General features: G+C 64.8%; 21 protein-coding genes and 1 tRNA gene. 9 read left to right on the forward strand and 13 right to left on the reverse strand.

Features of this window, described 5'->3' with window-relative positions:
- Positions 1-139 precede the first annotated feature (139 nt).
- Together SPYCW_RS12680 and SPYCW_RS12685 are read left to right on the forward strand one after the other, a co-directional pair.
- Positions 140-1,303 (forward strand): acyl-CoA dehydrogenase family protein, encoded by a 1,164-nt coding sequence (locus tag SPYCW_RS12680; RefSeq protein WP_120217068.1) that lies wholly within the window; start codon positions 140-142, stop codon positions 1,301-1,303.
- A gap of 8 nt (positions 1,304-1,311) precedes the next feature.
- A complete protein-coding gene (locus SPYCW_RS12685) occupies positions 1,312-2,151 on the forward strand; it encodes an FAS1-like dehydratase domain-containing protein (RefSeq protein ID WP_120217069.1) in 840 nt (279 codons plus the stop codon).
- 4 nt (positions 2,152-2,155) lie between these two features.
- Here the strand turns inward: SPYCW_RS12685 and SPYCW_RS12690 are convergent, their stop codons facing one another.
- Positions 2,156-3,094, reverse strand: coding sequence for an oxygenase MpaB family protein (locus SPYCW_RS12690; RefSeq protein ID WP_172595487.1), 939 nt, complete (start codon positions 3,092-3,094; stop codon positions 2,156-2,158).
- A gap of 14 nt (positions 3,095-3,108) precedes the next feature.
- A complete protein-coding gene (locus SPYCW_RS12695) occupies positions 3,109-5,559 on the reverse strand; it encodes a TonB-dependent receptor (protein ID WP_120217070.1) in 2,451 nt (816 codons plus the stop codon).
- Positions 5,560-5,731: 172 nt separating this feature from the next.
- Here SPYCW_RS12695 and SPYCW_RS12700 point away from each other — a divergent pair, with 172 nt between their 5' ends.
- Both SPYCW_RS12700 and SPYCW_RS12705 read left to right on the forward strand, forming a co-directional pair.
- Positions 5,732-6,448, forward strand: coding sequence for a helix-turn-helix transcriptional regulator (locus SPYCW_RS12700; protein ID WP_232014705.1), 717 nt, complete (start codon positions 5,732-5,734; stop codon positions 6,446-6,448).
- A 49-nt stretch (positions 6,449-6,497) separates the two neighbouring features.
- Entirely contained in the window at positions 6,498-7,628 is a 1,131-nt protein-coding gene (locus SPYCW_RS12705) for an acyl-CoA dehydrogenase family protein (RefSeq protein WP_172595488.1), read from the forward strand.
- Between the two features lie 111 nt (positions 7,629-7,739).
- Here the strand turns inward: SPYCW_RS12705 and SPYCW_RS12710 are convergent, their stop codons facing one another.
- From SPYCW_RS12710 to SPYCW_RS12730, 5 genes are all read right to left on the reverse strand, one after another.
- Positions 7,740-8,777 (reverse strand): acyl-CoA dehydrogenase family protein, encoded by a 1,038-nt coding sequence (locus tag SPYCW_RS12710; RefSeq protein ID WP_232014706.1) that lies wholly within the window; start codon positions 8,775-8,777, stop codon positions 7,740-7,742.
- A 69-nt stretch (positions 8,778-8,846) separates the two neighbouring features.
- A complete protein-coding gene (locus SPYCW_RS12715; RefSeq protein WP_120217072.1) occupies positions 8,847-9,779 on the reverse strand; it encodes a tetratricopeptide repeat protein in 933 nt (310 codons plus the stop codon).
- The gene (locus tag SPYCW_RS12720) at positions 9,776-10,786 is read right to left on the reverse strand and encodes a dipeptidase (RefSeq protein ID WP_172595489.1); all 1,011 of its coding nucleotides are present in this window, start codon (positions 10,784-10,786) and stop codon (positions 9,776-9,778) included. The genes SPYCW_RS12715 and SPYCW_RS12720 overlap by 4 nt, the downstream gene beginning before the upstream one ends.
- A gap of 158 nt (positions 10,787-10,944) precedes the next feature.
- A complete protein-coding gene (locus tag SPYCW_RS12725) occupies positions 10,945-11,568 on the reverse strand; it encodes a helix-turn-helix domain-containing protein (RefSeq protein WP_120217074.1) in 624 nt (207 codons plus the stop codon).
- A gap of 193 nt (positions 11,569-11,761) precedes the next feature.
- Positions 11,762-14,203: a TonB-dependent receptor plug domain-containing protein gene (locus tag SPYCW_RS12730; RefSeq protein ID WP_120217075.1), complete on the reverse strand. Its 2,442-nt coding sequence runs from the start codon at positions 14,201-14,203 to the stop codon at positions 11,762-11,764.
- Between the two features lie 178 nt (positions 14,204-14,381).
- Between SPYCW_RS12730 and SPYCW_RS12735 the strand changes: the two genes are divergently transcribed.
- The 3 genes from SPYCW_RS12735 to SPYCW_RS12745 are packed head-to-tail and all read left to right on the forward strand — an operon-like array spanning position 14,382 to position 18,385.
- Positions 14,382-15,734: a metal-dependent hydrolase family protein gene (locus SPYCW_RS12735; RefSeq protein WP_172595490.1), complete on the forward strand. Its 1,353-nt coding sequence runs from the start codon at positions 14,382-14,384 to the stop codon at positions 15,732-15,734.
- A gap of 46 nt (positions 15,735-15,780) precedes the next feature.
- Entirely contained in the window at positions 15,781-17,355 is a 1,575-nt protein-coding gene (gene amaB / locus SPYCW_RS12740; RefSeq protein ID WP_120218288.1) for an L-piperidine-6-carboxylate dehydrogenase, read from the forward strand.
- Between the two features lie 37 nt (positions 17,356-17,392).
- The gene (locus tag SPYCW_RS12745) at positions 17,393-18,385 is read left to right on the forward strand and encodes a tetratricopeptide repeat protein (RefSeq protein WP_120217077.1); all 993 of its coding nucleotides are present in this window, start codon (positions 17,393-17,395) and stop codon (positions 18,383-18,385) included.
- A 130-nt stretch (positions 18,386-18,515) separates the two neighbouring features.
- Here SPYCW_RS12745 and SPYCW_RS12750 read toward each other — a convergent pair whose 3' ends face one another.
- Complete coding sequence (locus tag SPYCW_RS12750; RefSeq protein ID WP_120218289.1) at positions 18,516-20,429, reverse strand: potassium transporter Kup; 1,914 nt, start codon at positions 20,427-20,429, stop codon at positions 18,516-18,518.
- Positions 20,430-20,564: 135 nt separating this feature from the next.
- Here SPYCW_RS12750 and SPYCW_RS12755 point away from each other — a divergent pair, with 135 nt between their 5' ends.
- The gene (locus SPYCW_RS12755) at positions 20,565-21,869 is read left to right on the forward strand and encodes a DUF4118 domain-containing protein (protein WP_172595491.1); all 1,305 of its coding nucleotides are present in this window, start codon (positions 20,565-20,567) and stop codon (positions 21,867-21,869) included.
- Positions 21,870-21,933: 64 nt separating this feature from the next.
- On the opposite strand, the gene SPYCW_RS12760 is transcribed toward SPYCW_RS12755, so the two are convergent.
- From SPYCW_RS12760 to SPYCW_RS12775, 4 genes are all read right to left on the reverse strand, one after another.
- Positions 21,934-22,010: transfer RNA gene (locus tag SPYCW_RS12760), tRNA-Arg, on the reverse strand.
- Positions 22,011-22,058: 48 nt separating this feature from the next.
- A complete protein-coding gene (locus SPYCW_RS12765) occupies positions 22,059-22,532 on the reverse strand; it encodes a DUF1178 family protein (protein WP_120217079.1) in 474 nt (157 codons plus the stop codon).
- A gap of 2 nt (positions 22,533-22,534) precedes the next feature.
- The gene (grxC, locus tag SPYCW_RS12770; protein WP_120217080.1) at positions 22,535-22,795 is read right to left on the reverse strand and encodes a glutaredoxin 3; all 261 of its coding nucleotides are present in this window, start codon (positions 22,793-22,795) and stop codon (positions 22,535-22,537) included.
- A gap of 3 nt (positions 22,796-22,798) precedes the next feature.
- Entirely contained in the window at positions 22,799-23,662 is an 864-nt protein-coding gene (locus SPYCW_RS12775; protein ID WP_120217081.1) for a ComF family protein, read from the reverse strand.
- A gap of 102 nt (positions 23,663-23,764) precedes the next feature.
- Between SPYCW_RS12775 and SPYCW_RS12780 the strand changes: the two genes are divergently transcribed.
- Entirely contained in the window at positions 23,765-24,556 is a 792-nt protein-coding gene (locus tag SPYCW_RS12780) for a methyltransferase domain-containing protein (RefSeq protein ID WP_232014707.1), read from the forward strand.
- Here SPYCW_RS12780 and SPYCW_RS12785 read toward each other — a convergent pair.
- Positions 24,553-24,981, reverse strand: coding sequence for a (deoxy)nucleoside triphosphate pyrophosphohydrolase (locus tag SPYCW_RS12785; protein ID WP_171005334.1), 429 nt, complete (start codon positions 24,979-24,981; stop codon positions 24,553-24,555). The two genes, SPYCW_RS12780 and SPYCW_RS12785, sit on opposite strands and share 4 nt — an antisense overlap.
- Between the last annotated feature and the right edge of the window lie 365 nt (positions 24,982-25,346).

Consider the following 25,346-nt stretch of genomic DNA (forward strand, 5'->3'; position numbering starts at 1 on the left):
GGCGACCTCCTGACTCGGCGGCGGTGTCATAGCCCGATTATACAGTGCGTTTAAAGAGGGCCGCCGCTATCGATTCATCTTGGCGCGCCGCATGACGTCGGCTTAAGGCTGAGCGAACGATCAGGGAGAGCGAGTGCCGATGTCCGAAGCCCAGCCGCAAAGCTATCCGGAAATTCGCGACGCGGTACGCCGCCTGTGCGCGGGCTTTCCCGGCGAATATTGGCAAAGGCTCGACCGCGACCGCATCTATCCGACCGAATTTGTCCGCACGCTGACCGAGGCTGGGTTCCTGTCGGTGCTGATCCCCGAGGAGTTTGGCGGGTCGGGGCTGGGGCTCGGCGCCGCAACCGCAGTGCTCGAGGAAATCCATCGTTCGGGGTGCAATGGCGGCGCCTGTCACGCACAGATGTACACGATGGGGACGCTGCTGAAACATGGTTCGGCGGCGCAAAAGGCCGCCTATCTGCCCGCGATCGCGCGCGGCGACCTGCGGTTGCAGGCGTTCGGGGTGACCGAACCAACCGCGGGGACAGATACCACGCGCATCCGCACCTTTGCCCGCCGGGTTGGCGACGATTATATCGTCAACGGCCAGAAAATCTGGATCAGCCGCGCCGAACATTCGGACCTGATGATCTTGCTGTGCCGAACGACCCCGCGCGAGGATTGCGCCAAATCGTCGGACGGGATGAGCGTGCTGCTGGTCGACATGCGCGAAGCCGTCGGCAATGGGCTGACTATCCGCCCAGTTCGCACGATGCTCAACCACGCGACGACCGAGCTGTTCTTCGACGACCTCAAAGTGCCTGCCGCCAATCTGATCGGTGAGGAAGACAAGGGTTTCCGCTACATATTGTCGGGGATGAACGCCGAACGCATCCTGATCGCGTCCGAATGCATCGGCGACGGCCGCTTCTTCATCGACCGCGCCGCAGCCTATGCGAAAGAGCGCGAGGTGTTCGGCCGCGCGATCGGCGAAAATCAGGGCGTCCAGTTTCCGATCGCGCGCGCCTATGTCCAGCTCGCCGCCGCAGCGGAGATGGTCGACAAGGCGGCGCGGCTGTTCGACGCCGGACAGGATGGCGGGACCGAGGCGAATATGGCGAAGATGCTGGCGTCGGAAGCGAGCTGGTACGCCGCCGACATGTGCGTCCAGACGCACGGCGGCTTCGGTTTTGCCGAGGAATATGACATCGAGCGCAAGTTCCGTGAAACGCGGCTGTATCAGGTGGCACCGATCAGCACCAATTTGATCCTGAGCCATGTCGCGACGCACGCGCTTGGCCTGCCCAAAAGTTTCTGAGGACCGCGATGGACGATTATTCGGACTGGATCGGGCGCAGCGAAACGCGGCACGATATGGCAACCGCGGCGCCGCTCGTCGGTCTTGGCGCCTTGCTCGACCATGATCCCGCGGCGCCCGCGATTGTGCCGCCGCTCGGCCACTGGCTCTATTTCCTGCCCGATGCGCGGCAATCGGCGATCGGCGACGACGGCCACCCGCGCCGCAACGATGGCGGTTTGCTGCCGCCTGTCCCGCTCCCACGCCGGATGTGGGCGGGAGGGCGCGTCGAATTCCTCGCCCCGATCGCGGTCGCCGCCGCGCTGACCCGCGTCACCACAATCGCCGCGATCCGCGCCAAGCGCGGCGCCAGCGGCGACCTGCTGTTCGTGACCTTGCAGCACGAGATTGCAGCGGACGGCATCCCGGCGATCCGCGAGGAGCAGGATCTGGTCTATCGCGCGCCCGCGACGGCCGCCTCGCCGCCCCTTGCCGAACCCGCCCCCGCGTCCGTCCCCGAACCCGCCGATGCGGTCCGTCGCGTGACGCCCGATCCCGTCCTGCTGTTCCGTTATTCGGCGCTCACCTTCAACGCCCACCGCATTCACTACGACCGCGACTACGCCCGCGACGTCGAGGGCTACCCCGGGCTCGTCGTGCACGGCCCGCTCATCGCGACGTTGCTTATCGACCACGCGCTGCGCGAAATGCCCGGCCTGACGCCGACCCGCTTCAGCTTCCGCGCCGAAGCCCCCTTGATCGACGGCATGCCGTTCGACCTCTGCCTGGCGCGCGAGGGAAGCGGCGCGCGGCTATGGGCGCGCGACGCCCATGGACGCCCGACGATGCGCGCCGAGGTGGCAAACTGATTGTCTAATTCGGCGCGAGCCGGCTTTGCACCGCGTGTCGCGGTTGCCCGCGCGCCGCCAGCAGCCGCTGTTGCTCGCCCCGCGACCGATACAGAAAGTCATGCGGCAGGCCCAGCCGCACGCTGGCGAGACTTGGTGGCGATTTGCGATCGACGCGGCGGTCGGCGAGGCGCCCCGCGGTGCCGAGCAGCAACCGGTCGAGCCGCGTCAGGTCGAACGCCGAACCCAGCTCCAGCCGCTGCCGGATGTGCGCCGGAAGCAGCGAAACGGATGCGCGCGCGATGGCGCGGTGCAGGAAGCGCGGCACCCCCGGCGCCGCCCTGCCCGACTGGATGATGTCCAGAAATTCGAACAGGATCGGATGCGGTTCGAACGAAGGTTCGAGCCGGTCCATCATCGCTATGAAGGCGCCGACCGTTGGCGGCGTGTGCAGCGCTCCGAATTCGCGCCCGATCGCATCGCCGTCGCGCATGAAGCGATCCTTGTCGGCATCGCTCAGCGGGTGGACGAAGCGGTCATAGGCCATCAGAAAACCATAGGACGCCGTCGCCGCGACCCAATCGAGCAGCACCGGATCGAGCGCGCGATACGTCTGCCCCGCGGGGGTTGCCCCCTTCACCTTGCCGTGCATCCGGTTGACCTTGCCGATCACATCCTTGGCACTGCTTGCCGGTCCATAGCAGGCGAGCATCGCGACCAGACCCGTACGGCGCGATCGGCCGATCGGATCGACCTTGTACGTCGAATGATCCCACACCCCCGACCGGATGCGCGGTTCGGCAAATTCCAGCAGCACCGCCGCAATGCCGCCGATCCCCAGCGCGATCGGGTTCTTGTACACCCGCCACTGGATGCTATCGGGCGCCAGCAAGGCGGGCTCACCCGGCGGCCCGGCGAAATCGATCGCCGTCCCCAGATAATTGTCCTCTATCGCCAGCGCCATCACCATCGCTCCCGTTAGAAATCGAACCCGACGGTCAGGCCATAGGTCCGCGGCGGGTTGGCAAATCGCACCACGACATTGGCATTGCTGGCGACCGCCGACCAATAATATTTGTCGAACAGATTTTTCGCCCACAACGACACCGACCAGCCGCTCTCGCTTTTCAACCCCAGGCTGGCGCTAACCGTGCCATAGGAATCGACCTTGTAGATGTCGATATCCTCGAAAATCGTGTTCGACCGGCTCTGATAGCGCGCGTTCACCGCCCCGGTCAGGTTCAGCGTATCGCTCACCGGCGTGTCATAGGCGAACGTCAGGCTGCCCTGAAATTTGGGGCTGTAGATGAATTCGGCACCATCGAAATTTTCAGGCTGACCCGCGGCGTTGGTCCCATTGTAACCGTTGATCCGCGTCTTGAGATAGAGTGCGTTGGCGGCGATCGTGAGCCCCGTCGCCGGACGGATCGTGAGCTCGCCCTCGACACCATAGGCCTCGCTGTCGGGGACGTTGTCGAGCCGCGACAGCGCGGTGTAGATCGGATCGGCGAAATAGGTGCTGATCTGCTTGTCGCGGTAATCATAATAGAAAGCCGACAGGTTCGCCTGCACCAGCCGGTCGGCGAGCGTCGCCTTGATCCCCAGTTCATAGGCGGTCAGCTTTTCCTGCGTCACCGGCGCATTCTGGCGCGCCAAATTGGCGGCGTTGATCGGCGTCGTCCCCGATTTATAGCCGCGCGACACCGACGCATAGATCAGCGTGTCATCGTCCGGCGACCAGTCGAGCGCGACGCGCCACGCGACATTATTTTCCTTCAGCAGCGACCGCACCTCGCCAAAGGTGCCGGTTGCCGGGTCAAAGGTGTTGCACTGCCCCTGGCTGATCTGCGGCGCTAGGACGCCATAGGTTTGCAGGTATAGCGCGCGGTTCACGACGTTGACGTTCGGCAGCATATTGCCGTTGAAGTCGCGCGAGCAGCCGTTGTAGCGCTGCTTGTCCTCGGTGTAGCGGATCCCTGCGGTCAGCTTGAGCTGATCGGTCAGCTCGGCATCGGCGTTGGCAAACACGCTCCACGTCTTGGTGCGGATGCGGCCGAAATCCTCATAGGTACGAAATGCCTGGCTCAGTTGGAGCGGCGTGTAACCCGCCGAGTTGAAGAGCGGGCTGGCGAGCAGCGGCGCTCCGGCAGCGCGGATCAGCCCGACATTGGCATTCTGACCCAGCAAGGTGCGGTTCGAATCGATGATCCGGTCGTTGGCGAAATAGGCACCGACCAGCCAGTTGGCTGCTCCCGCCTCACCCTCGACATGCAGTTCCTGCGCAAAGCTCTTGATCCGCCCGACGGTATTCTGGAGCAGGATTTCATAAGGCGCGCCGCTCCAGTCGGACAGCGCATCGCGCTTGAAATCATTATAGCTGGTCAGCGAAACAAGCTTCATCGTGTCGCCCAGATCCTGGTCCCAACGTAGCTTCAGTCCCCAAAAGCGATTATTCTCGGCCAGCGGCCCATCCAAGCCGAGCCCCGTCCCGATGTCTGCCGAACGGCTGGCTTCGGGCGCCCAGTCGACTTGGCTGGCCTTGGTCGGGAAATTGCCCGCGATATAACTGGCCAGCCCCGGCGCGTTGAAGAAGCGCGAATTGCTGGTGCCGGTCGCCGGATTGGTCGCGGGCGTGAAGCCGATCCCCTGCCCCGCGACGGTGTCCGATTTGTTGCGCCACCAGGTGACCGACAGGTCGAAATGCGTCCCCGGGGCGGGATCGATCGCCAGCGCCCCGCGCACTCCATATTTCTCGACCTCGCCCAGCCGTTCGCCGCGCGTATTGCTGACCTGCCAGCCCTTGTCGCTATTCTCGCTGCGGAACGACACGCGGGCCGCGATCCCCTCGCCCAGCGGGCCAGAGATATGACCGCCGATATTGTAGGTCTGGTAATTGCCCAGATCGGCCCTGATGCTGGCGTCAAAGCGGTCGGTCGGCTTGGCGGTAATGAAATTGATCAGCCCCGCGGTGGTGTTGCGGCCGTACAGTGTCCCCTGCGGCCCCTTCAGCACCTCGACCCGCTCCAGATCCATCACCGGCCCGGTGTTCATGATCGGATAGGCATAGGCGACCTCGTCGACATAGGTGCCGACGGTCGAGGTTGCGGACAGGTTGATCGTGTTGAAGCCGATACCGCGCAGCGTATAGGTCGGCACCCCCTGATAGCTTTGCGATACGGTGAAGCTGGGTGCAACGCTCGTCAGGTCGCGGAGGTCCGTGACGCGCAGATTTTCCAGCGTCGCGCCATCGACCGCCTGGATCGCCATACCGACATCGTTCATCGATTCGGCGCGGCGCTGCGCGGTGACGATGATCTCGCCTTCTGCCGCAACGGCGTCCGCTGCGGTTTCCTCTGCGGCGACCGCTGGCACGGACAACGCTATGCCGGTCGCGGTGCTCGCCGCCAGAACGATACGGAATGCCTTCATCACTCATCCTCCCTCAAACGACTTGTCGCGAGGCTCGTCTTTGTGCGAGCGTGCGGACAGCCGGACGCTGGCCAAAGACGAAATCGCGGGGTCAGTCACAAGCTGGCATCCGTGGCAGGATGGATGGAGACGGGGCCGAGTGACCGATGATCGATCGACAGGCTGGGCACAAATGCCGTCGCTGGTTCGCGCCGTGCAGGCTGCGGGGGATGCGATCGGGCTGCCCTATATCGCGGCGCAGGCCGACCTCGGTGATCCCGAACCGATGGCCGACGCCGACGGGCGGCCCTATGCCGAAACCAGCTTTCGCTGGATCGATCCCGCGCACCAATATTGGCGCGATCGCAAGCTCGCGCTGCAGATCGCCTTCCTGACCGCAGCGCGGCTGACCGCCGAACCCTTTTACTACAGCGACGGCCAGTTGCGGACCTGGCGTCCGACGCAATTGCTCGCCGCGGTCGATTGCGAGCAGGCAAAGAGCACACCGAATTTCGGCGAGGCGATCATCGCGCCCGTGCATCTGCCGCGCGGGCTGGTCGGCGCGGTCTTCTGGTGCTCGCGCGAGCCGGTGGGGGTCGCGGCGCTGTTCGACCAGCATGCCGGCGACCTGCACAATCTCGCGCTCAAGCTGGTCGCGACCCACAATGAAGCGCGCGGGCGGCCGCGCAACGCGACCGTCCCGCAAACGCTGACGCGGCGCGAGGTGCAGTGTCTGCGCTGGGCGGCGGCGGGCAAGACCGATGGCGAGATCGGCATCATCCTGTCGCTGTCGGTATCGACCGTACGCTTTCACCTGCGCAATGCTGCCGCCAAGCTGGGCGCGACCGGGCGCGCGCAGTCGATCCAGATTGCCGCGGGGCTCGGCTTCGTCGGTGCGCGGGCCGCCTAATGCAGGTGCCAGCTTGGCCTGCCGATCCCGCGGCGTACAAGGCGCGGCCATGGACATGCTGAACGATCCCGCGCTCGAGGCCTTTCGCGACGAAGTTCGCGCCTTTCTTGCCGAGGCGTTGCCGGATGACCTGCGCCGCGCCGCCAGTCGTGCCACCAGCGTCTTTCACGATCCCGCGGTCTCGCTGCCCTGGCAGCGCATCCTGCACGCGCGCGGCTGGGTCGCGCCCGACTGGCCGGCCGAGTTCGGCGGCCCGGGCTGGAGCGAGATCGAACGCTATATCTTCACCGCCGAATGCGCCCGCGCCGGGACGCCGAACCTCGCCCCGATGGGGCTGAAGATGGTCGCGCCGGTGATCATGCACTATGGCAGCGCCGAGCAGCGAGCGCATTATCTGCCGCGCATCCTGTCGGGCGAGGATTATTGGTGCCAGGGCTTTTCGGAGCCCGGCGCCGGGTCGGACCTCGCCGCGTTGCAATTGCGCGCAGTCCCCGACGGCAGCGATTATGTGCTGAACGGGTCGAAGATCTGGACCACCCACGCCCATTTCGCCAACCGCATGTTCGCGCTGGTCCGCACCTCGAGCGAGGGCAAGCCGCAGGCGGGGATCAGCTTCCTGCTGCTCGACATGGCGACGTCGGGGATCACGATCGAACCGATCCGCACGCTGGCGGGCGATCATGAGTTCAATCAGGTCTTCTTCGACGATGTCCGGGTGCCGCAGGCGAACCGGCTGGGCGGCGAAAACGAAGGCTGGTCGGTCGCCAAGCATCTGCTGACCTTTGAACGCGGCGGCAAATATGCCCCCGGGCTCATGGCGCGCCTGACCCGTTTGCGCGCGCAATCGGTCGCCGATCCGGTGCTGCGCGCGCAGCTCGACCGCGAGGCGATCGCCTTGCACGCGTTGCAGGCGCTCGAGCTCAAGGCGATGCGCGGCGTCGGCGGCAGCACCGCGCTCTACGCCTCGGCGCTCAAGATCCTCGGCACCGAAAGCGCCCAGCGCATCGATACGCTGGCCTGCGAAGCCGCGGGGTACGCAGCATGGGCGGACGCCGACGGCCAGGCGCCCGCCGAGCTGGCGGTCGCGGTCCCGCGCTACCTCAACGACCGCGCGGCGAGTATCTATGCGGGGTCGAACGAGATCCAGCGCGACCTGATCGCGCGGTTGATGCTGGGTTAGGCGGTTGGAACCGTAGCCCTGAGCCTGTCGAAGGGCGCCTGGCCGAGAAGCGCCCTTCGACAGACTCAGGGCTACGGTGTCACGTAAACGCGACGCGAGCCTGACGACGATCTAGGCCGCCGCTTCCGAAAACCGCGCCAGATGGTCGGCGCGCGGTCCCATCGCCGACGCGATCGCCAGCGCGCGTTTGAAATGCGCGCCAAGGTTCAGCTCCTCGGTCAGCCCCATCGCGCCATGGATCTGCACCGCGCCTTCGCCGACAACGCGCACCGCGTCGGCGACCTCGACGCAGGCCGCGCTCACCGTGGCGGCGCGGTCCGCACGATCCTGATCGACGGACAATATTGCCGCCTCGGTCAGCGCCGCGGCCTTCATCGCGGCCAGCTGCATATCGGCGGCGCGGTGGCGGAGCGCTTGGAAACTGCCGATCGCGCGCCCGAACTGCTGGCGCTGGCCCAGATAAAGCGTGCTGGCGGCGATCATATGCTGCATCAGCCCCACCGCCTCGGCGCAGCGGCCCGCCAAGATGACGTCATTGACCCATTCGGCCATCGCTCGCGCGGCGCCGCCACGCACCAACAGATTGCCTTCGCCTGCCTTCACTGTGAAGTTGAGGTCGGCGGTCAAGCTGCCGTCGTGCATGATGCGGTGGCGCTGCTCGACCTTGTCGCGGTCCGCGGCGATCAAAAGCACTGTATCGTCATCGGCAAGCACGAACATATCGGCCTCGGCGCCGCCCGCGACCAGCGTCGCCGTGCCGCGCACCGCCCCGTCCGCATCGACGATCGGCATCGTCGCACTCGAGGCAGCGCAGATCACCGCCGCGCGCCAGTCGCCCTGCGCCAGACCGGCCAGCCCCGCATGGACGGGCGCGGCGCGCGCGAGCAGCATCGTGGCGGCGCTGTGCGACAGCCAGTCGGCACCCGCCAGTGCCGGTCCGAGCTCCGCCATGACCACCGCAATGTCGACCATGCCGCCGCCAAAACCGCCGTGCGGTTCGGGGACCGCGACCCCGGCCAGCCCCAGCGATTCCACCAGATCGCGCCAACCGGGCTGCGCATTGTCGGCCAGAAAGCGCTGCACGCTGTCGCGCAGCATTTGCTGCTCGTCGCGCAGCGGCAAGTCGAGGGCAGCGATGTCATAGGTCACGTCAGATCTCCCGCAAACATCATGCGGGATCCGGCGGGCGGGGTCTAGCTGATTGGCGTGGCAGGGCCGCTATCGTCGCGGCGCCCGATCCGGCGCCGCCAGCTCGGCTTCGGACGGCCAGTGTCCCTGCGCATTTTCGGCGATGATTTCGGCCAGCAGCGCCTTCGCACCCGCTTCGTCGCCCGCAAAGCGGCGCTCCATCGCGATCGCGAATTTGATCGTGCTGTCCTTCGTCGCGCCAACATCGGCGGGCTTCAGACGCCCCTGCATGATCTGGACCGCTTGGTAATAGATGTCGTTCTCGATCAGTTTCAGCCCCGGCTCGATCGCGTCGATCGCGGCGCGCGCCTTGGCGTGCTCGCCCATCTTGCGATAGGCGATATAGGTCCAATAGGCGGTCGGCACGCGCATATCGTCGCGCGCAAAATCGGCCGCCAGCGCCAGCGACTTCGCCATCCCGTCGACAACGGTCTGATAGTCGCCGGTCGCGAAGCTGGTCTGCGCGTGATAATAAACAATATTGCCGCGATAGGTGCTGATCGTCAGCCCGATCGGGTTGGGCAGCCCGTCGGGCTCGAACGTGTCGGGAGTATCGCCCATCAACTCCAGCGCCTTGCTGTAGTCGGCCAGCGCCGCATCGAATTGCCGCGCGCGGGTCAGGTCGCGGGCGCGAAAACGATAGAGCTTGTAGCTGTTCGGAAAGACCTTCAGCCCGTTGGTGAACGCGTCGACTGCGTCGCAAATCCGCCCCGCATAATCGAGGCGGCGGCCCAGCCAGATATGCGAATCCTCGCGGTCGGGCGCGATGCGCAGCGCCGCGCGCGCGATCTCGATATCCTGATCGAGCCGCTTCTGCGTCGCCTCCGAAAATTTCGGCAAGCTCAGCGGCGTCCCGATCAGGCTGGTCGTGCATTGCCCGGCACTGGTCGCCGCGGGCTGCGCAAAGCCCGGAACCGCGGCGCCCAGCAGCGCCAGCGCGGCCATGGATGCGCGCACGATCATCCAACCACATCCTGATAGATGCGGCGGACGTTCGTCCCCATGATCTTTTCGACGTCGCTCGAGGCATAACCCAGTTTGCGCACCCCGTCCCACACCACTTCCATACGGCGCGGACCGTTGAGTTCGTCGATGAACAGTGGCCAGTCGTCGGCGTTGAAATTGGCGCCCTCTTCGCGCTTCAACTCGGCGATATAGGCGTCGGTCATTTCGACCACCCGGTGGTCGCGGTCGCTGCCGATCGCGACATGATCGGCGCCCGCGACCTTTACCGCATGGTCGATATGGCGGAAATAGTCGGCCAGCGCGCCTTGCCGCTTCGTCGTCAGGAATGGCCGCATCTGGCAAATGCCAACCACCCCGCCCTTCTGCGCCAGCAGCCGCAGATTGTCGTCGGTCGTGTTGCGGACATTTTTGTGCATCGCCATGCACGCGGTGTGCGAAATGATCACCGGATCGGCCGATGCGTTGATCGTGTCCGCCATTGTCTGCATATTGGCGTGCGAGAGGTCAATCAGCATGCCCAGCTTGTTCATCCGCTCGGTCACCGCGCGGCCCCAGTGGGTCAGCCCGTTGGCGCCCAACTCCTTGCACCCTGCACCCGCCCAATTCTGGTCGTTGTAAGTGATCTGCGACGATCGGACGCCCAGTTTGTAGAACAGGTCGATATTATCGAGGTCGCGCCCGAACTGGGTCGAATTCTGGAACAGATAATAGATCGCGATCTGGCCGTTGCGGCGCGCGACGTCGATGTCGCTGGTGCGCGTCGCTTTCAGGAACAGCGCGGGGTTGGCAGCGATATGCGCGTCATGGTCGAGCACCGCCTGGATCGCGTCGTCATAAGCGTGCGCCTCATAAGTCTTGGGATCGCACAGGGTGACGGTGATCGCGTCGAGCCCGCTGTCGCGCATCTGGCCGACCAGCGCCGCGTCATATTCGAACCGGACCTCGCCCATCGCATCGAAGGTCAGCGGGCGCGCAGTGGTCTTCGCGGCCAAAGTCGGTGACATCGCCACGGCGGCCGATAGTGCCGCCCCCGAAAGCACAAATTGTCGTCTATCCATCGCCCTGCCCATCCTACCGACTCCCAATATTTTCTATTGGAAATTTATAGCCGATAAGAAAATTATTGCAAGAGACGCGAAATCCCGCCGCGCGGTCTGTGAAATCAGCCTGTGTTCACCCACAGCACCACCGCATCCTGTTCGCTGGTCGAATAGGCGGCGTGCTGCATGCTGCTGTCGATATAGACGCTGTCGCCAACCCCCAGGATCGCGGGCTCATAATGTTCGGTCTGGAAACAGATCTCGCCCTCCAGCACGTACAGAAACTCCTCGCCGCTATGCTGCGACCAGGCCTTGAAATCCTCCAGGCTGCGCGCCTTGATCGTGGTCACGAACGGCAGGATCTTCTTGTGCTTCAGCTCGACCGCAATCAGGCGGTGGTTATACACGGGGGTTTCCATCGGCCGCCCCGCCCCGGCAAGGGTGATGCTGCGCCGCCCCGCCGCATCCTGTCCGCTATTGCTGGCAAACAGCTCGGTAATGTCGATGTCGAACCCCAGCGCCAGTTTCTGTACGACGTCAAAGGTCGGCGACATCTGGTCATTTTCGATCTTCGACAGCGTCGATGCGGCGAGCGACGTCAACCGCCCGGCATCTTCCAGCGTCATCCCGCGCTCGCGGCGAAGCTGGTGCAGGCGCCGTCCCAGATGAAACCCTTCGGTTCGCGGCCGTTTCGACTGACGAACGGCGCCCAGAATTTCGGGTTCATCTGCTGTTCTGGGGGGCATTATCGGCGGTCCTTACCTTGGCCAAACAGTGCAAGATCGACGAATCCGGGGCCGTTATGCGACACAAGCGGCCCCGTCCGCGTCCCAATCCTATAATGCACGAATTTCCGATAGGCTACGGCGCTGACATTTCGCCCATGTCAGCGCCGCATAGGCCCACCGGAAACAATCTGTGTCTCGCGGAGCGCGAGGATCAGAACTTATATTTGGCGTTCAGATAATAAAAGCCGCCGGCAACCCCGAACACGCTGTGGTTGTCGTAGATCAGACCAGCGCGCGCGCGGGCCGCACCGCGATCGGGCGGGAAGATGTTGAAGATGTTGCGCGCCCCGACGCTGAGCTCGACATCCTGGATCCCGGTGTAGGAGATTTCGGCATCGAACAAGGTCACCGCCTTGCGCGGCAGGAAGGTCGCGCCATCAAGACGGCGCCACGAGCCATAATGAACGGCGCGCGCCATGAACCCGAAATCGCCAACCTTGGTTGTCGTCGAGAAATTGCCGCGCCAGCGCGGCGTTCCGCGTTCGAATTCGGTCACGATCGCCGGGCTGAAGCCCGGAGGCGGTGCGCCGCGCAGATGCTGTTCATTATAGTTCACCGCCAGGCTGAAGTCGGTCGACGCATTGTCCGACCAGCTGTGGCGATAGGTGCTGACCAGGTCGAAACCGCGCACGCGCGTGTCCATTTCGTTCTGGAAATAACGCACCTGCTGAATATCCGCCCCGTTCGGGAAATTGATCGCGGCCAGCGCGGCGCGCTCGGCGGCGGTCGTGTTGCGCGACGGCGTCAGCAACAGGCGATCGTCCACGTCGATCTGATAGAAATCGAGCGTGGTCAGGAAGCCGTCCAGCCCGGTGAACACCACGCCGGCCGACATGTTGAACGATGTTTCGGGCGTCAGCGCTTCCGACCCGAACACCTGCGCCGCGGGCGAACCCGGTACCAGAACGGCGTCGAGGATGAACCCGCCAACCCCGTCGAGCTGCGAGGTCAGGCTGGTCCCGAACACCTGACCGGCGGCGGGAGCACGGAAGCCGGTGCTGACCGAGCCGCGCAGGGCAAAAGCATCGCTCAGCTCGAAGCGGGTCGCCGCCTTGTAGCTGAAGTTGGTGCCGAACTGGTCGTAATCCTCGTAACGACCGGCGACCGACAGGTTCCACCACGGGGTGATGTCGGCGTCGATTTCGGCGAACACCGCATAGCTGTTCGAGTCAAAGCTGCCCGCAAATTCGGGGGAGAAGCCCTGGAAGCCGTTCGATCCGGCGGGCAGATCGCGCAGCGGCCCGGTCAGATAGCTGGCAAGGTCGCCCTCGCCGATGACATAGGTTTCCTTGCGATGGCTGGCGCCCGCGAACAGCAAGATCTGGTCGTTCAGCTCATAGGAAATTTCGCCGTCGAACTGGATTTCACGCTGGGTCAGCGAACCCGGCTTGAACGACGTCGGCGAATTGACCCCCATCGAGGCGTTGATCGTCCCGGTGATCGAATAATCGACGGTGTTGGTGCCGTAGCGCGCCGACAGATCCCAGGTCAGCGGGCCGTCCTGATCGCGGAGGCCAACAAGGGCGCTGAAATCTTCCAGATGACCGCCGAATTCGGGGGTGAAGCCGCCCGGATAGACGCGCGTCAGGTCGAACAGCTGCGGGTGCGCCGGCGACAGGTCGAAGGCCGAATTGGCATAGGTGCCGTGCCGGTTCAGCCCACCCGCGGTGATCGGCTGGCGGAGGCCAAAGGTCACCGAGCTCTTGCCGGTCATATAGTTGCCGAAGGTATAGAGCTCGAGCGAATCGCTGAGCTCGATACCGGCGTTCCATACCGACTTGAACGCCATATAGCGCGGGTCGAGGTTGCCTTCGGGATGCTCGGGCACGCCCGGGATACCCGCCGCGCGCAGCGCGACAGCGCCAGCATGGCTGGCCTTGCGCGCATAGGCCTTGGCCTGATCGGTATATTGGGCCGCCAGGTTGAAATAGGCATTGTCGCCAACCGGCACGGCGATATGCCCCTGGATATCATAGGTGCGGCCGCCGCTGCTAAAATATTCGCCGACCTGCCCGATGATCGAGCCGCCGCTTTTCTGCTTTTTCAGCTCCATGTTGATCACCCCGGCAATCGCGTCGGAGCCATATTGCGCCGACGCGCCGTCGCGCAGCACCTCGACGCTCGACAGCGCGATCGGCGGAATGACGTTGAAATCCTGGCCCTGCGAACCCGACGTCGACGAGTGACCGGTACCGATCTGGACGATCGATGCGCGGTGGCGGCGCTTGCCATTCATCAGCAGCAGGACGTGGTCGGCGGGCGAACCGCGCAGCGTGATCGGGCGGACGAACGACGAACCGTCATTGCCCTGCAGACGCTGGGCATTGAAGGCGGGGACGAGCGTGCGCAGTGCGTCGTTCACGTCGGTATAGCCGGTCGCGGTGATGCTTTCGGGGGCAATGACGTCGATCGCGACCGAGCTGTCGGTGATCGAGCGGTCCTTGCGGCGCGTCCCGATGACGACGATGTCGTTGCCGCCCTCATCGGTGTCGGCGCCTTCGGCTTCGGGCGGCGCCGCCTGCGCCTGGGCAACCGGCGCCATCGCGAACGCGAGCGCCGACGACAACAGCAGACGTGAAACGAACTTCGACATTATTTCCCTCCTTGGTAACCCATTATCGAGCCTGGAAACCCCAAATTTCCGGGCTTCGTCATATTCTTGAAATTTTTCCTATCATAAATTTTATTGCCTAGCCAGCAAAATATTCCTATGTGGCGGTGCAAGGGCGGCGCCGATCTGCGTCGACCCGATCGACGGGGAGCTTCAAGACGTGACCGACATCGCCAACCCGTCCGCGCGTGTCCGGTCGCGCCGCCACCTCGGCGCCGTGTCGGGATCGGCATTTGCCGCGCTGCTGGCGGGCGCCGCGGGAGCGGCCCAGCCCGACCCCGCCGCGCAAGATCTTGTTATCCATGCGGGATCGGTGATCGCGGTGCCCGGCGAGCGCCCACTCGGCCCGACGACGATCGTCGTGCGCAATGAGCGGATAACCCATATCCTGCCGGGCCATATCGATGGCGGCGGCGCGACGGTGATCGACCTCAGGGACCGCACAGTGCTGCCCGGGCTAATCGATACCCATGTCCATTTCAGCTTCTCGCCCGCGACGCGGCTATGGTCGGCGGCGATCGATACGCCCGAAGACGTCGCGATCTTTTCCTTTTCCAATGCGAAAAAGACCTTGGAGGCAGGCTTCACGACGGTCCGCGATGTCGGGTCGGACGGCTATGCGATCCACGCGCTCCGCGACGCGATCAACGACGGCATCGTCACCGGCCCGCGCATCTTCTTGTCCGGCACCTCGCTGTCGATCGTCGGCGGCCATGGCGATATGTCGGGGCTGAACCGCAAGACGACCGAGGCACTGTTTCCCTATGACTATACCGGCGCCTGCACCGGCGCAGTCGAATGCGCACTGCGTGTGCGTGAAGCGGCGAAATATGGCGCCGACCTCATCAAGATCACCTCGACCGGCGGCATCATGTCGCAGCAGGCGCGGGGACTGGGCCAGCATCTGAGCGACGAGGAACTGAACGCCATCGTCTCCACCGCGCACGGCCTGGGGCTGAAGGTCGCGGCGCACGCGCACGGCGCGCAGGGGGTCACAGCATCGGTGCGGGCCGGAGTCGATTCGATCGAGCACGGTACCTATCTCGATGCCGACACCGCGAAGATGATGGCCGCACGCGGCACCTGGCTGGTGCCTACGCTCGGCCTGCTCGATTCGCACGACAGTGCCGACACGGCGCGCATCACCCCGGCGGTGGCGGCCAAGATGGCCGAAGCACGCAAAGTATCGGGCGACAATATCCGCCTCGCGGTGCGCCATGGGGTCAACATCGCCTTTGGCACCGATGCCGGGGTGTCGCCGCATGGCGAGAATGCGCGGCAGTTTCGCAAGATGGTCGAACAGGGTCCGATGACCCCGATGGCAGCGCTCCGCGCGGCAACGGTCGATGCCGCGGCGCTGCTCGGCCAATCGGACAATATCGGCACGATCGCGCCGGGCAAATATGCCGACATGATCGCGGTTGCGGGCGACCCCTATCGCGACGTCACCGTGCTGGAGAAGGTCGCGGTCGTGATCAAGAACGGCCAGATTGTCGCCCGGCATCCCGATTGACGAATGAACACCCCAAACCACCGAAGATATGACAGAAAAGAATTTTATGAACGCTCCTGAAAATATCGCCAAAATCCCGTCGACCGCGCACGCCGCTTCCCCGCTGGCAGAGCAGGCCGCCGCGACCTTCGATCAGCTCGGCCTGTCGCTGGGCGATCGCCTCGGCGCCGACCTGCCCGTCTTTTCACCGATCGACGGATCCGGGCTGGCGACGCTGCGCATGGACACCCCCGACGACATCGACGCAGTGGTCGCCAATGCCCGTACCGCCTTTGCCGCGTGGAAGCTGGTCCCGGCGCCGCATCGCGGCGAACTCGTCCGCCGCTATGGCGCCCTCGTCCGCGAGCATAAGGAAGCGCTGTCGCTGCTGCTGTCGATCGAGAATGGCAAGATCCTGACCGAAGCACGCGGCGAGGTGCAGGAAGTCATCGACATCTGCGAATATGCCGTCGGCCTGTCGCGTCAGCTGTTCGGGCTGACCATCGCGTCCGAACGCCCCGAACATCGGCTGACCGAATATTGGCACCCGATGGGGGTGCTCGGGTTGATCTCGGCATTCAATTTCCCCGCCGCGGTGTGGGCGTGGGGGACGACCGTTGCACTGGTGTGCGGCGACAGCGCGATCTGGAAACCGTCGGAGAAAACCCCGCTCACCGCACTCGCCTTTGCCGGGCTGCTGGCGAAAGCGGCGGACGATTATGATCTGGCGCCCGACCATCTGGTGCAGGTCGCGATCGGCGACGCGCGCTGCGGCACCGCGATCGCCGATCATCCTGACGTCGCGATCGTCAGCGCGACGGGCAGCGTGCGGATGGGACAGGATGTCGCAGTGCGCCTCGCCAAGCGCTTCGCCCGTCCGGTTCTCGAACTCGGCGGCAACAACGCGGCGATCATCGCACCCAGCGCCGATCTCGACCTCGCGCTGCGCGGCGCAGTGTTCGCGGCGACCGGCACCTGCGGCCAGCGCTGCACCACGCTGCGCCGCCTGATCGTCCACAACAGCATCCGCGACGCCTTTGTTCAGCGGCTGATCGCGACCTTTGCCACGCTGCGCATCGGATCGCCGCTCGACGATGCCACGCATGTCGGACCGCTGATCGACCGGATGGCGTTCGACGGCATGCAGCGCGCGCTCGAACAGGCGCGGGCCGAAGGCGGCATCGTGCATGGCGGCGAGCGGCTCGACATCGCGGGCGCAGCTGACGGCTATTATGTCCGCCCGGCGATCGCCGAAATGCCCGGACAGACCGCGATCGTCCGCGAGGAAACCTTCGCCCCGATCCTCTATGTCATGGGCTATGACACACTCGACGAAGCGATCGCGCTGCAGAACGGCGTGTCGCAAGGCCTGTCATCGAGCATCTTTACGAGCGACGTCCGCGAGGCCGAGCGCTTCCAGTCGGCCGAGGGCAGCGACTGCGGCATCGTCAACGTCAACATCGGGACCAGCGGCGCCGAAATCGGCGGCGCCTTTGGCGGCGAAAAGGTGACCGGCGGCGGGCGCGTGTCGGGCTCCGACAGCTGGAAAAACTATATGCGCCGCGCCACCGCGACGGTGAATTATTCGGCGTCGCTGCCGCTGGCGCAGGGGGTCAAGTTCGACCTCGACATCGATCCGTGAAACAGACGCACAAGAAACAAATCCAAGGAGAGTGAATATGATCCCCCGCACCCTGAAATTCCTGGCGTCGGCCAGCCTGCTGATGCTCGCGACGCCGACGCTGGCGACCGCGCAGGAAGGCAGCTTCCAGGGAACCTCGCTGCTCGGCCAGCCGATGGTGACCAACCCCGACCGCAATGTCGGCGTCGCCGCCGTCGCGACGCTCGAACGCGCCGCCAAGGACGCCAAGGCGGCCTATGAAAGCAACATGACGGTCGACACCGCGACCTGGTACGGCCGCATCCTCTTCTATCAGGGTTATGTCAGGGAATCGGCGGCGGTCTATGAAACCGCGCTCAAGCGTTTCCCCAATTCGGCCAAGCTGATGCGCCACCTCGCGCATCGCCATTTCTCGCTCCGCCAGTTCGACAAATCGATCGAGGTCGGGCTGAAGGCCGCCAAGCTATACGAAGGCAAGCCACTCGAACGCGAAAAGCCGGGTCCCGACTATTTCCCCGGCTCGCCCGATGTCGTGCAATATTATCTCTATTACCACCTCGGCCAGGCCTATTTCGCCAAGCACGACTATGACAACGCCGCCAAATGGTTCGCCAAGTCGGCCGAGTCCGCCGCGTTCAACCATGATGTCGAAGCGCGCACCGCGAACAGCTATTGGGAATATCTGTCGCTCGCGCGCGGCGGCAATCTGCGCGCGGCGCAGAAGGTGCTCGACGAGTACGACATGACGCTTTTCGAGGTGCAGCCCGACGGCAGCCCCGACACCTATTTCGACGGCATCCAGCTGTTCAAGGGCAACCGCTCGCCCAAATCCTTCTTCAGCGCCGAAGACACCGGCCGCGCCTTTGCCACCGCAGACGGCGTCGCCGCATCGACCGCCTACAGCCTCGCCAATTATTACATCCTGATGGGCGAGACCGAAAAGGCGAAACCTTGGCTCCAGCGGTCGATCAACGTCGACAGCTGGAGCTATTTTGCCCGGGTCCAGGCCGAGGCCGACTGGCTGCTGCTGTTTCCCGGCGAGAAGCCCTGACGGCCGATCGCCGCAAGCCGTCGTTCCCGCGCGTGGTCCCTGGCGCGCAGGAGCGGCGGCAATCAGCGGCTCGGTGCATCGGAAGCGGTGATGGACGCAATTCCGGTCGCGCGATCGACCAGCGATCGGTTCAAATCTGCACCTGACTGCCGAGCTCGACCACGCGGTTGGTCGGGATCCTGAACGATTCCATCGCGCTTTCCGAACTCTTGCTCATCCAGGCAAACAGGCGCTCGCGCCACAACGCCATGCCGGGCGTCCGCGTCGATGCCACCAGCTTTTGCCGACCCAGAAAGAAGCTGGCGGTCATCAGGTCGAACGGCGCACCGATCCGCGTCAGCTTCGCCAAGTCGCGCGGCACATCGACATCCTCCATAAAGCCATAATGCAGGATGACGCGGTAAAAGCCCCGACCGGCGTCGTGGACGTCGACGCGCCGGCCCGCCTCCACATATGGTTCGTCGGCAACCTGCACGGTCAGGATCAACACCCGTTCGTGCAACACCTGGTTGTGCTTCAGATTGTGCAGCAACGCCGAGGGAACCCCGTCGGGCGACGCCGACATGAACACCGCGGTGTTGCGGACCCGGTGCGCCGACATCGCTGCCGATTCGATGAACACCGGCAACGGGATGGCCCCCTCGTCCAGCCGCTCGCGCATCAGGCGGCGCCCCTTCGACCAGGTGGTCAGCACCGTGAACAGGATGGCGGCGACCACCAGCGGGAACCAGCCGCCGTCGGGAATCTTGGTGATGTTCGAGGCAAAATAGGTGCCGTCGACGAGCAGAAACAACCCGATTGTCATCGTCGCCAGCCATTTGTTCCAGTGCCACACCTTGAAGAGCAAAAAGGCCAGCATCAATGTGGTGATCAACATCGTCCCGATGACCGAGATGCCATAGGCCGATGCAAGCCGGGTCGATTCGCCGAAGCCAAGGACCAAGACCAGCACCATCGCCAACAGGCTCCAGTTGATCGCCGGAATATAGATTTGTCCCGCGGCCTTTTCGCTTGTGTGGAGGGTGCGCAAGCGCGGCAGGAAACCGAGCTGGATCGCCTGATGCGTAACCGAAAAGGCGCCGGAAATCACCGCCTGGCTGGCGATGATCGTCGCCGCCGTCGCGATCAAAACCAGCGGCAGACGCGCCCACTCTGGCGCCATCAGATAGAATGGATTTTCGACCGCCGCGGGCGTACCCAGCAACAGCGCCCCCTGCCCCATATAATTGAGCATCAGGCACGGATAGGCGATCGTCAGCCAGCTGAGCCCCACCGCCTTGCGTCCGAAATGTCCCATGTCGGCGTAGAGCGTTTCGGCGCCGGTAACCGCCAGAAACACCGATCCCATCGCGAGAAACGCCAGCCGGGTGTCGTACAGAAAAAATTCAAACGCCCAATAGGGGTTCACGATGCCCAAAATCTCTGGATGGTCCGCAATATTGACGACCCCCAGCGTCGCCAGCGTCGCGAAATAAATCAGCACGATTGGGCCGAACAAAGCCCCGACCCGCGCGGTCCCTCGCGACTGGATCAGAAACAATGCGACCATGATCACAACAGCGATCGGCAGAACCAGCGGTTGCAGGCTCGCCTCGACAACGGTCAACCCTTCGACCGCCGACAGCACCGAGATCGCCGGGGTCAGCATTGCGTCGCCGTAGAACATCGACGCTGCCAGAACCCCCAGGATAACGAGCGCGGCGCTCCAGCGGCCCGTACCAAAGTGCCGCGACACGAGCGCCAGCAGCGCAAAGGAACCGCCTTCGCCCCGATTGTGTGCGCGCATCGCAACGAAAACATATTTGACCGTCACGATCAGCATCAACGACCAGAAGATCAGACTGAGCACACCGAAGATGTGCAGCCGGTCCACGGCCAGTGGGTGCGGCCCGATGAAGCTTTCTTTCAGCGCGTATAGCGGCGAGGTACCGATGTCGCCGAACACGACACCGATCGCGCCGAGCATGAGGATGGGCAGGCGGTCCTTGGGACCGGTGGGTGCGGATGCCGCAGTGGCAGCGGGTAGAGCGTTGAGGTTTGTCATGAGGGGCGATGTGGTCGCGATCGGCATAAAGATTCCATGTGGAATTGACCGCACCGGCTCGACAGGCTCGCTTCGCAGGCGCATTTGTTGCGCATGCATACCGTCCCGACCGGCCGACGCTTTCGGCAAGACGAAATGGCCGTCCGCCTTGGCGGTTTCGCCGCGACCCTGTTGTTGATCGCGGTCGCCACGATCGCCGGACTGCTCATCGCGCCGCGCTGGGGTAGCGGGCCCGTAGCGCTGCTTTATATTCCGCCGGTGCTGGCGGCCGCACTGCTATCCGGATTCTGGCCCGCATTCGCCACCGCCGCGCTTTCGGCACTCGCATATAATTTCTTTTTCACCGCCCCCTACGGCACGTTGATCATTCACAGCCCTGCCGACATCGTCACCGTCACCGTGCTGTTCCTCGTCGCAGCGGTGACCAGTCGCCTTGCCGCTTCGCTTCGTGAACAAAGTCGGCGCGCCGATGCGCATGCGGCGCGCAACGCCACCATCGCCGGCCTCGCCCGCCGCCTGCTTTCCTGCGCCGACGAAACGGCGATCGCAGAGGTCGCGGCCAGCGAACTGGCCCGATTGTTTGGCGCCCACACCGTGGTGGTCATGGGCGGCAAAACGCCGACGATCGCCGCAATCGCGCCCACTGGCGCTGCACTCGGCCCGAACGATCTGGCGGCGGCGACATTGTGCATCGAATCCGCGCTCGTAACCGGCCGCGGGATCGGGCGGGTCGACTTGACCGACTGGCAATTCCATCCCGTCATTGCGGGCGAGGCGGTACTGGCGGCAGCGGGACTGGCACATGCCGACGGGTCGCCACCGGTAGACGAGCAGCAGCAGATTTTACTCGCCAATCTGCTCGACCAGATCGCGCTTGCGCTCGAACGTGCCCGGCTCGAGCGCGAGGCGCGCGATGTCGCCGGGCTGCGCGAGCGCGACCGGCTGCGCTCGGCGCTGCTGACCGCGATCGGCGAGGATGTGAAACCGCGGCTGCACTCGATTGCCGCGGCGGCGCGCGCGATCCGGCGGGCGGGTGGCGGCATCGACCCCTCCCTCAGCGCCACGGTCGCCACCGAAGCCGCTCAGCTCGACCGATATGTCGACCGCCTCGTTGACCTCAATCCGGGCGATACGCGGGAACCGCTGGTCATCGGGCCGCTGGCGATCGACCTTCACAATCGCGTAGTGCGCCGCGACGGAACAGACGTGCATCTGACGCCCAAGGAATATGCGGTGCTCGCCGAACTCGCAAAACATGCGGGCCGCGTCCTGACGCACACGCATCTTCTGCGCGCCGTCTGGGGTCCAGCACAGCAGGAGCAGATCGACTATCTGCGCGTCGCGATCCGCAGCCTGCGCCTGAAACTCGAACACGAACCGCAGCGCCCCGAATTCATCTTGAACGAGCCTGCCGTGGGCTATCGACTTGCGGCACCATGAAGCGCTCTAAGCCTAAAGTTGCGAGGCTTCGTGTCCTTTTGTTCGGCAAACCGCCCAACGCAAGTGGTGCACCCGACTGGATTCGAACCAGTGGCCCCCAGATTAGGAATCTGATGCTCTATCCTGCTGAGCTACGGGTGCGCCGCGGTTCGTGTAGCGGCGCGAGGCGCGCAGCGTCAATCGGCGCGGCTAATTAACCGCGTCGGGCGGGGCGATGGGGACCAGGAGCGGCATCGCCGCGATCCCGTCGTCACGCAGCGCCTGCGCTTCCTCGGGTGAAGCCTGGCCATGGATCAGGTCGTCGGGCGCGCGGCCTTCGTGCATCGCGCGGGCCGCATCGGCGAAATCGCGTCCGACCCAGCGCGATTGCGGCAGCATCTCGGCCTGCTTTGCCGCAATTTCGGCGACGATCTTGCGTACCAGCTCGGGCGATATCTCGTTTGACGCAGCGCTATCGGTTGGCGGCGGTGGCGCCGGTACGATCAGCTGGTTCGACTTGGCGCCGATCCGCGGCGCCATCACCGCCTTTTCGATCCGGACGTCGCCGCAGACCGGGCAAGCGATCAGGTCGCGCGCGCGCTGTTCGGCGAAGCTCTCGCTGCTCGCGAACCAGGCCTCGAACCGGTGATCGCCGGCGGCGCAGCAAAGGTCAAAGACGATCAAGGTCAGGCGAGGCCGAGCAGCGGATCCAGCCCGCCGCGCGCGTCGAGCGCCGCCATATCGTCGCTGCCGCCGATATGTTTCCCGTCGATGAAAATCTGCGGCACGGTGCGCGCGCCGCCGGCACGTTCGACCATGGCGTCGAACCCGGCGCGGTCCATCGTTACGTCGATCTCCTGATACGCCGCGCCCTTGCGATCGAGCAGCGCTTTCGCGCGCGAGCAATAGGGGCAGAGGAATTTGGTAAAAACTTCGATCTTGGCCATGGCCTATCCTGTCATCATCTGGTCCGACATATCGGAATCCAACGAAGCAAAGTCAAATATGTTGCTCGTCATCAGCGCCTCGGGAACAACGCGCGCCCAGGTCAGCGCCGAGACACGCGCCGCGCCGCTGCGCCGCAGCACCTTGGCCGCGGCGCGCAGCGTCGCGCCGCTGGCATGAACGTCGTCGACCAGAATGATGTGGCGCCCCGCAGCACGCACTTTGGCATCAGCGGCCAACGCGAACGCTCCGGCAACGATCCGCTCACGCTCGCGCCGCCCCTTGCCGCGCAGCGATGCGGTCGATTTGACGCGATGCAGCAGGTGATGGTCGCGCGGCGCGCCGCTGGTGCGGGCCAGTTCATCGGCGACCAGCGCGGCCTGGTTGAAACCGCGCGACCATAGCCGCCAGCGGTGCAGCGGCACGGGTATGATCAGCATGTTTGCGGTATCGCCGAGCGCCGCCAGTCGCCGCGCCATCAGCCGCGCCATCAACCGCGCATGGCCGGTGCGCCGCCCATATTTCAGACGCAGGGCAACGGTGCGGGCGACCGGTCCATAAGCAACGACGGCAGGTGCACCATCAAAGGGCGGCGGGCTGGCGAGGCAGGCACCGCAGGCGATCGGCCCGCCGGGCAGCGCCGCTGGCAACGGGATCGAGCAATGCGAACAAGCGGGTCCATCGAGAAATTCGAGCGACGCCCAGCAGGTCAGACAAAATTGCCGGTCGTCGCCGACGATCACGCCGCATCCGGGGCAGCGCGGCGGCAGCGCATAATCGACGATCGCGCGCGCCGCGCTTCGCAAGGCGCGGGACAATGGCCCGGACGGCGCCTGTTTTTCTTCGACATCCCCGGTCGTCGTGGTCATCCGCCGCTTGTGAAGCATGGCCGGGAACGGCACAAGCGGCGGATGTCGCAGCCTCCCCGCCCGCTTTTTTCCGCCGCCCGTCACCGCGCCCAGCGCGATCGCATGGCACGCTTGCCCGCGTCCGCCAATTTCCTCGCCCCGATCATCGCGGAAACCTTGCTCGACCGGCTGACGATGGTGACCCGCAACTTTCCGCGCGTCCTGCTCATCGGTGCGCACGATCCCGCGCTCGCCGATCGACTCCGCGGCATCTGCACGGAATTGACGATCATCGAAGCGGGACCGCGGCTGGCGGCAGCCAGCGGCGCGATCATTGTCGAGGCCGACGCGCTCGACCTGCCCTTTGCCAGCTTCGACCTGATCGTCTGGCCGGGCGGCCTCGACAGCGTCAACGACGTACCCGGCGCGCTGCTCCGCCTGCGCGCCCTGCTCGCGCCCGACGGCTTGCTGCTCGGTGCGTTCGTGGGCGACGGCAGCCTGCCGCGGCTTCGCCGTGCAATGATGGTCGACGCGGTGCGCCCGATCGCCCGGATGCACCCCCAGATCGATCTCGCCGCGATGGGCAATCTGCTCCAGCGCGTCGGCTTTGCCTTGCCCGTGGTCGATGTCGAGGCGCTCACCGTGCGTTATGGCGACTGGTTCGCGCTGGCCCGCGACCTGCGCGCGGTCGGGCTGACGAGCCGCCTTGCGCCGACCCCGCCGCCGCTGACGCGCGCCGAGGCAGCGCAGATCGCCGCCGCTTTCGCCGCGCAAGCCGACCCCGACGGTCGCGTCGCCGAAAGCCTGCGCATCGTCCATTTCAGCGGGTGGGCGCCGCATCCCGATCAACCGCAGCCCGCGCGGCGCGGCAGCGGCACCGCGTCGCTGAGCGAAGCGCTGAAACCGAAGGGCTAAACGAGCGCTTCCAGCAGGCCGATCAACGGCTTGTCGGCCGGCGGCATCGCCAGACCATGCAGCTCGACCGGACGCACCCAGCGCAGCGCGCTCGCATGGTGCGCAACCGGGGTGCCGCGCCATTTGCGGCAGACATAGAGCAGCAACAACAGATGCCGGTCGCCCAGCATATCGCTGGCGAAACAGGCGGGGGCCAGACAGGCCTGTTCGACATCAATGCCCAGTTCCTCGGCCAACTCGCGGATCAGCGCCTGTTCGGGCGTTTCGCCGGGTTCGACCTTGCCGCCGGGAAACTCCCACAACCCCGCCATCGACAGCCCTTCGGGCCGCTGTTGGACAAGCAGGCGCCCGTCGCGATCGACGAGCGCCGCAGCGACCACGACCAGGTCATTTTTTGGCGGTTTTCCGGGGCTGGCGACGGACAAATTGTTAACCTTCCTGTGCGATCATCGGCATCCTCGGGAACTACACTTCAAGCAGGGGTGGAACAATGCGCAACCTTTACAGGCTGATGCGGTCGACCAGGGCCGCTACAGCCGTCGAATATGGGCTGATACTGGCCCTCATCTTCATTGCCGCCGTCGGCGCCGTCGGAAATGTCGCAAACAGTACGGGCCTCATGTGGAACAACGTCTCCACCGCGGCCCAGACCAATATGTAGCGCCGCGGCGACTGTCCCTTTTCTGGACTTGCGACCGATCCTTTCGCCGTCCGCCATTAAGATTTTCAAAACCTATTCGTCCTAAACCAGCCACTGTTGACCCAGACCAGACCGTCAACAGGGTAAGTG

Source organism: Sphingopyxis sp. EG6 (genome assembly GCF_003609815.1).
In the GTDB taxonomy this organism is placed as follows: domain Bacteria; phylum Pseudomonadota; class Alphaproteobacteria; order Sphingomonadales; family Sphingomonadaceae; genus Sphingopyxis.

Excerpts from the sequence above, each read along its gene's own strand:
- SPYCW_RS12720 (WP_172595489.1), bottom strand. The coding sequence starts at position 10,786 with ATGTCACCGACTTTGGCCGCGAAGACCACTGCGCGCCCGCTGACCTTC.
- SPYCW_RS12715 (WP_120217072.1), bottom strand. The coding sequence starts at position 9,779 with ATGATCGTGCGCGCATCCATGGCCGCGCTGGCGCTGCTGGGCGCCGCG.
- SPYCW_RS12685 (WP_120217069.1), top strand. The coding sequence starts at position 1,312 with ATGGACGATTATTCGGACTGGATCGGGCGCAGCGAAACGCGGCACGAT.
- SPYCW_RS12695 (WP_120217070.1), bottom strand. The coding sequence starts at position 5,559 with ATGAAGGCATTCCGTATCGTTCTGGCGGCGAGCACCGCGACCGGCATA.
- grxC (WP_120217080.1), bottom strand. The coding sequence starts at position 22,795 with ATGGCCAAGATCGAAGTTTTTACCAAATTCCTCTGCCCCTATTGCTCG.
- SPYCW_RS12775 (WP_120217081.1), bottom strand. The coding sequence starts at position 23,662 with ATGACCACGACGACCGGGGATGTCGAAGAAAAACAGGCGCCGTCCGGG.
- SPYCW_RS12690 (WP_172595487.1), bottom strand. The coding sequence starts at position 3,094 with ATGGCGCTGGCGATAGAGGACAATTATCTGGGGACGGCGATCGATTTC.
- SPYCW_RS12755 (WP_172595491.1), top strand. The coding sequence starts at position 20,565 with ATGGCCGTCCGCCTTGGCGGTTTCGCCGCGACCCTGTTGTTGATCGCG.
- SPYCW_RS12745 (WP_120217077.1), top strand. The coding sequence starts at position 17,393 with ATGATCCCCCGCACCCTGAAATTCCTGGCGTCGGCCAGCCTGCTGATG.
- SPYCW_RS12780 (WP_232014707.1), top strand. The coding sequence starts at position 23,765 with ATGGCACGCTTGCCCGCGTCCGCCAATTTCCTCGCCCCGATCATCGCG.
- SPYCW_RS12705 (WP_172595488.1), top strand. The coding sequence starts at position 6,498 with ATGGACATGCTGAACGATCCCGCGCTCGAGGCCTTTCGCGACGAAGTT.
- amaB (WP_120218288.1), top strand. The coding sequence starts at position 15,781 with ATGAACGCTCCTGAAAATATCGCCAAAATCCCGTCGACCGCGCACGCC.
- SPYCW_RS12680 (WP_120217068.1), top strand. The coding sequence starts at position 140 with ATGTCCGAAGCCCAGCCGCAAAGCTATCCGGAAATTCGCGACGCGGTA.
- SPYCW_RS12730 (WP_120217075.1), bottom strand. The coding sequence starts at position 14,203 with ATGTCGAAGTTCGTTTCACGTCTGCTGTTGTCGTCGGCGCTCGCGTTC.
- SPYCW_RS12700 (WP_232014705.1), top strand. The coding sequence starts at position 5,732 with ATGCCGTCGCTGGTTCGCGCCGTGCAGGCTGCGGGGGATGCGATCGGG.
- SPYCW_RS12725 (WP_120217074.1), bottom strand. The coding sequence starts at position 11,568 with ATGCCCCCCAGAACAGCAGATGAACCCGAAATTCTGGGCGCCGTTCGT.
- SPYCW_RS12750 (WP_120218289.1), bottom strand. The coding sequence starts at position 20,429 with ATGACAAACCTCAACGCTCTACCCGCTGCCACTGCGGCATCCGCACCC.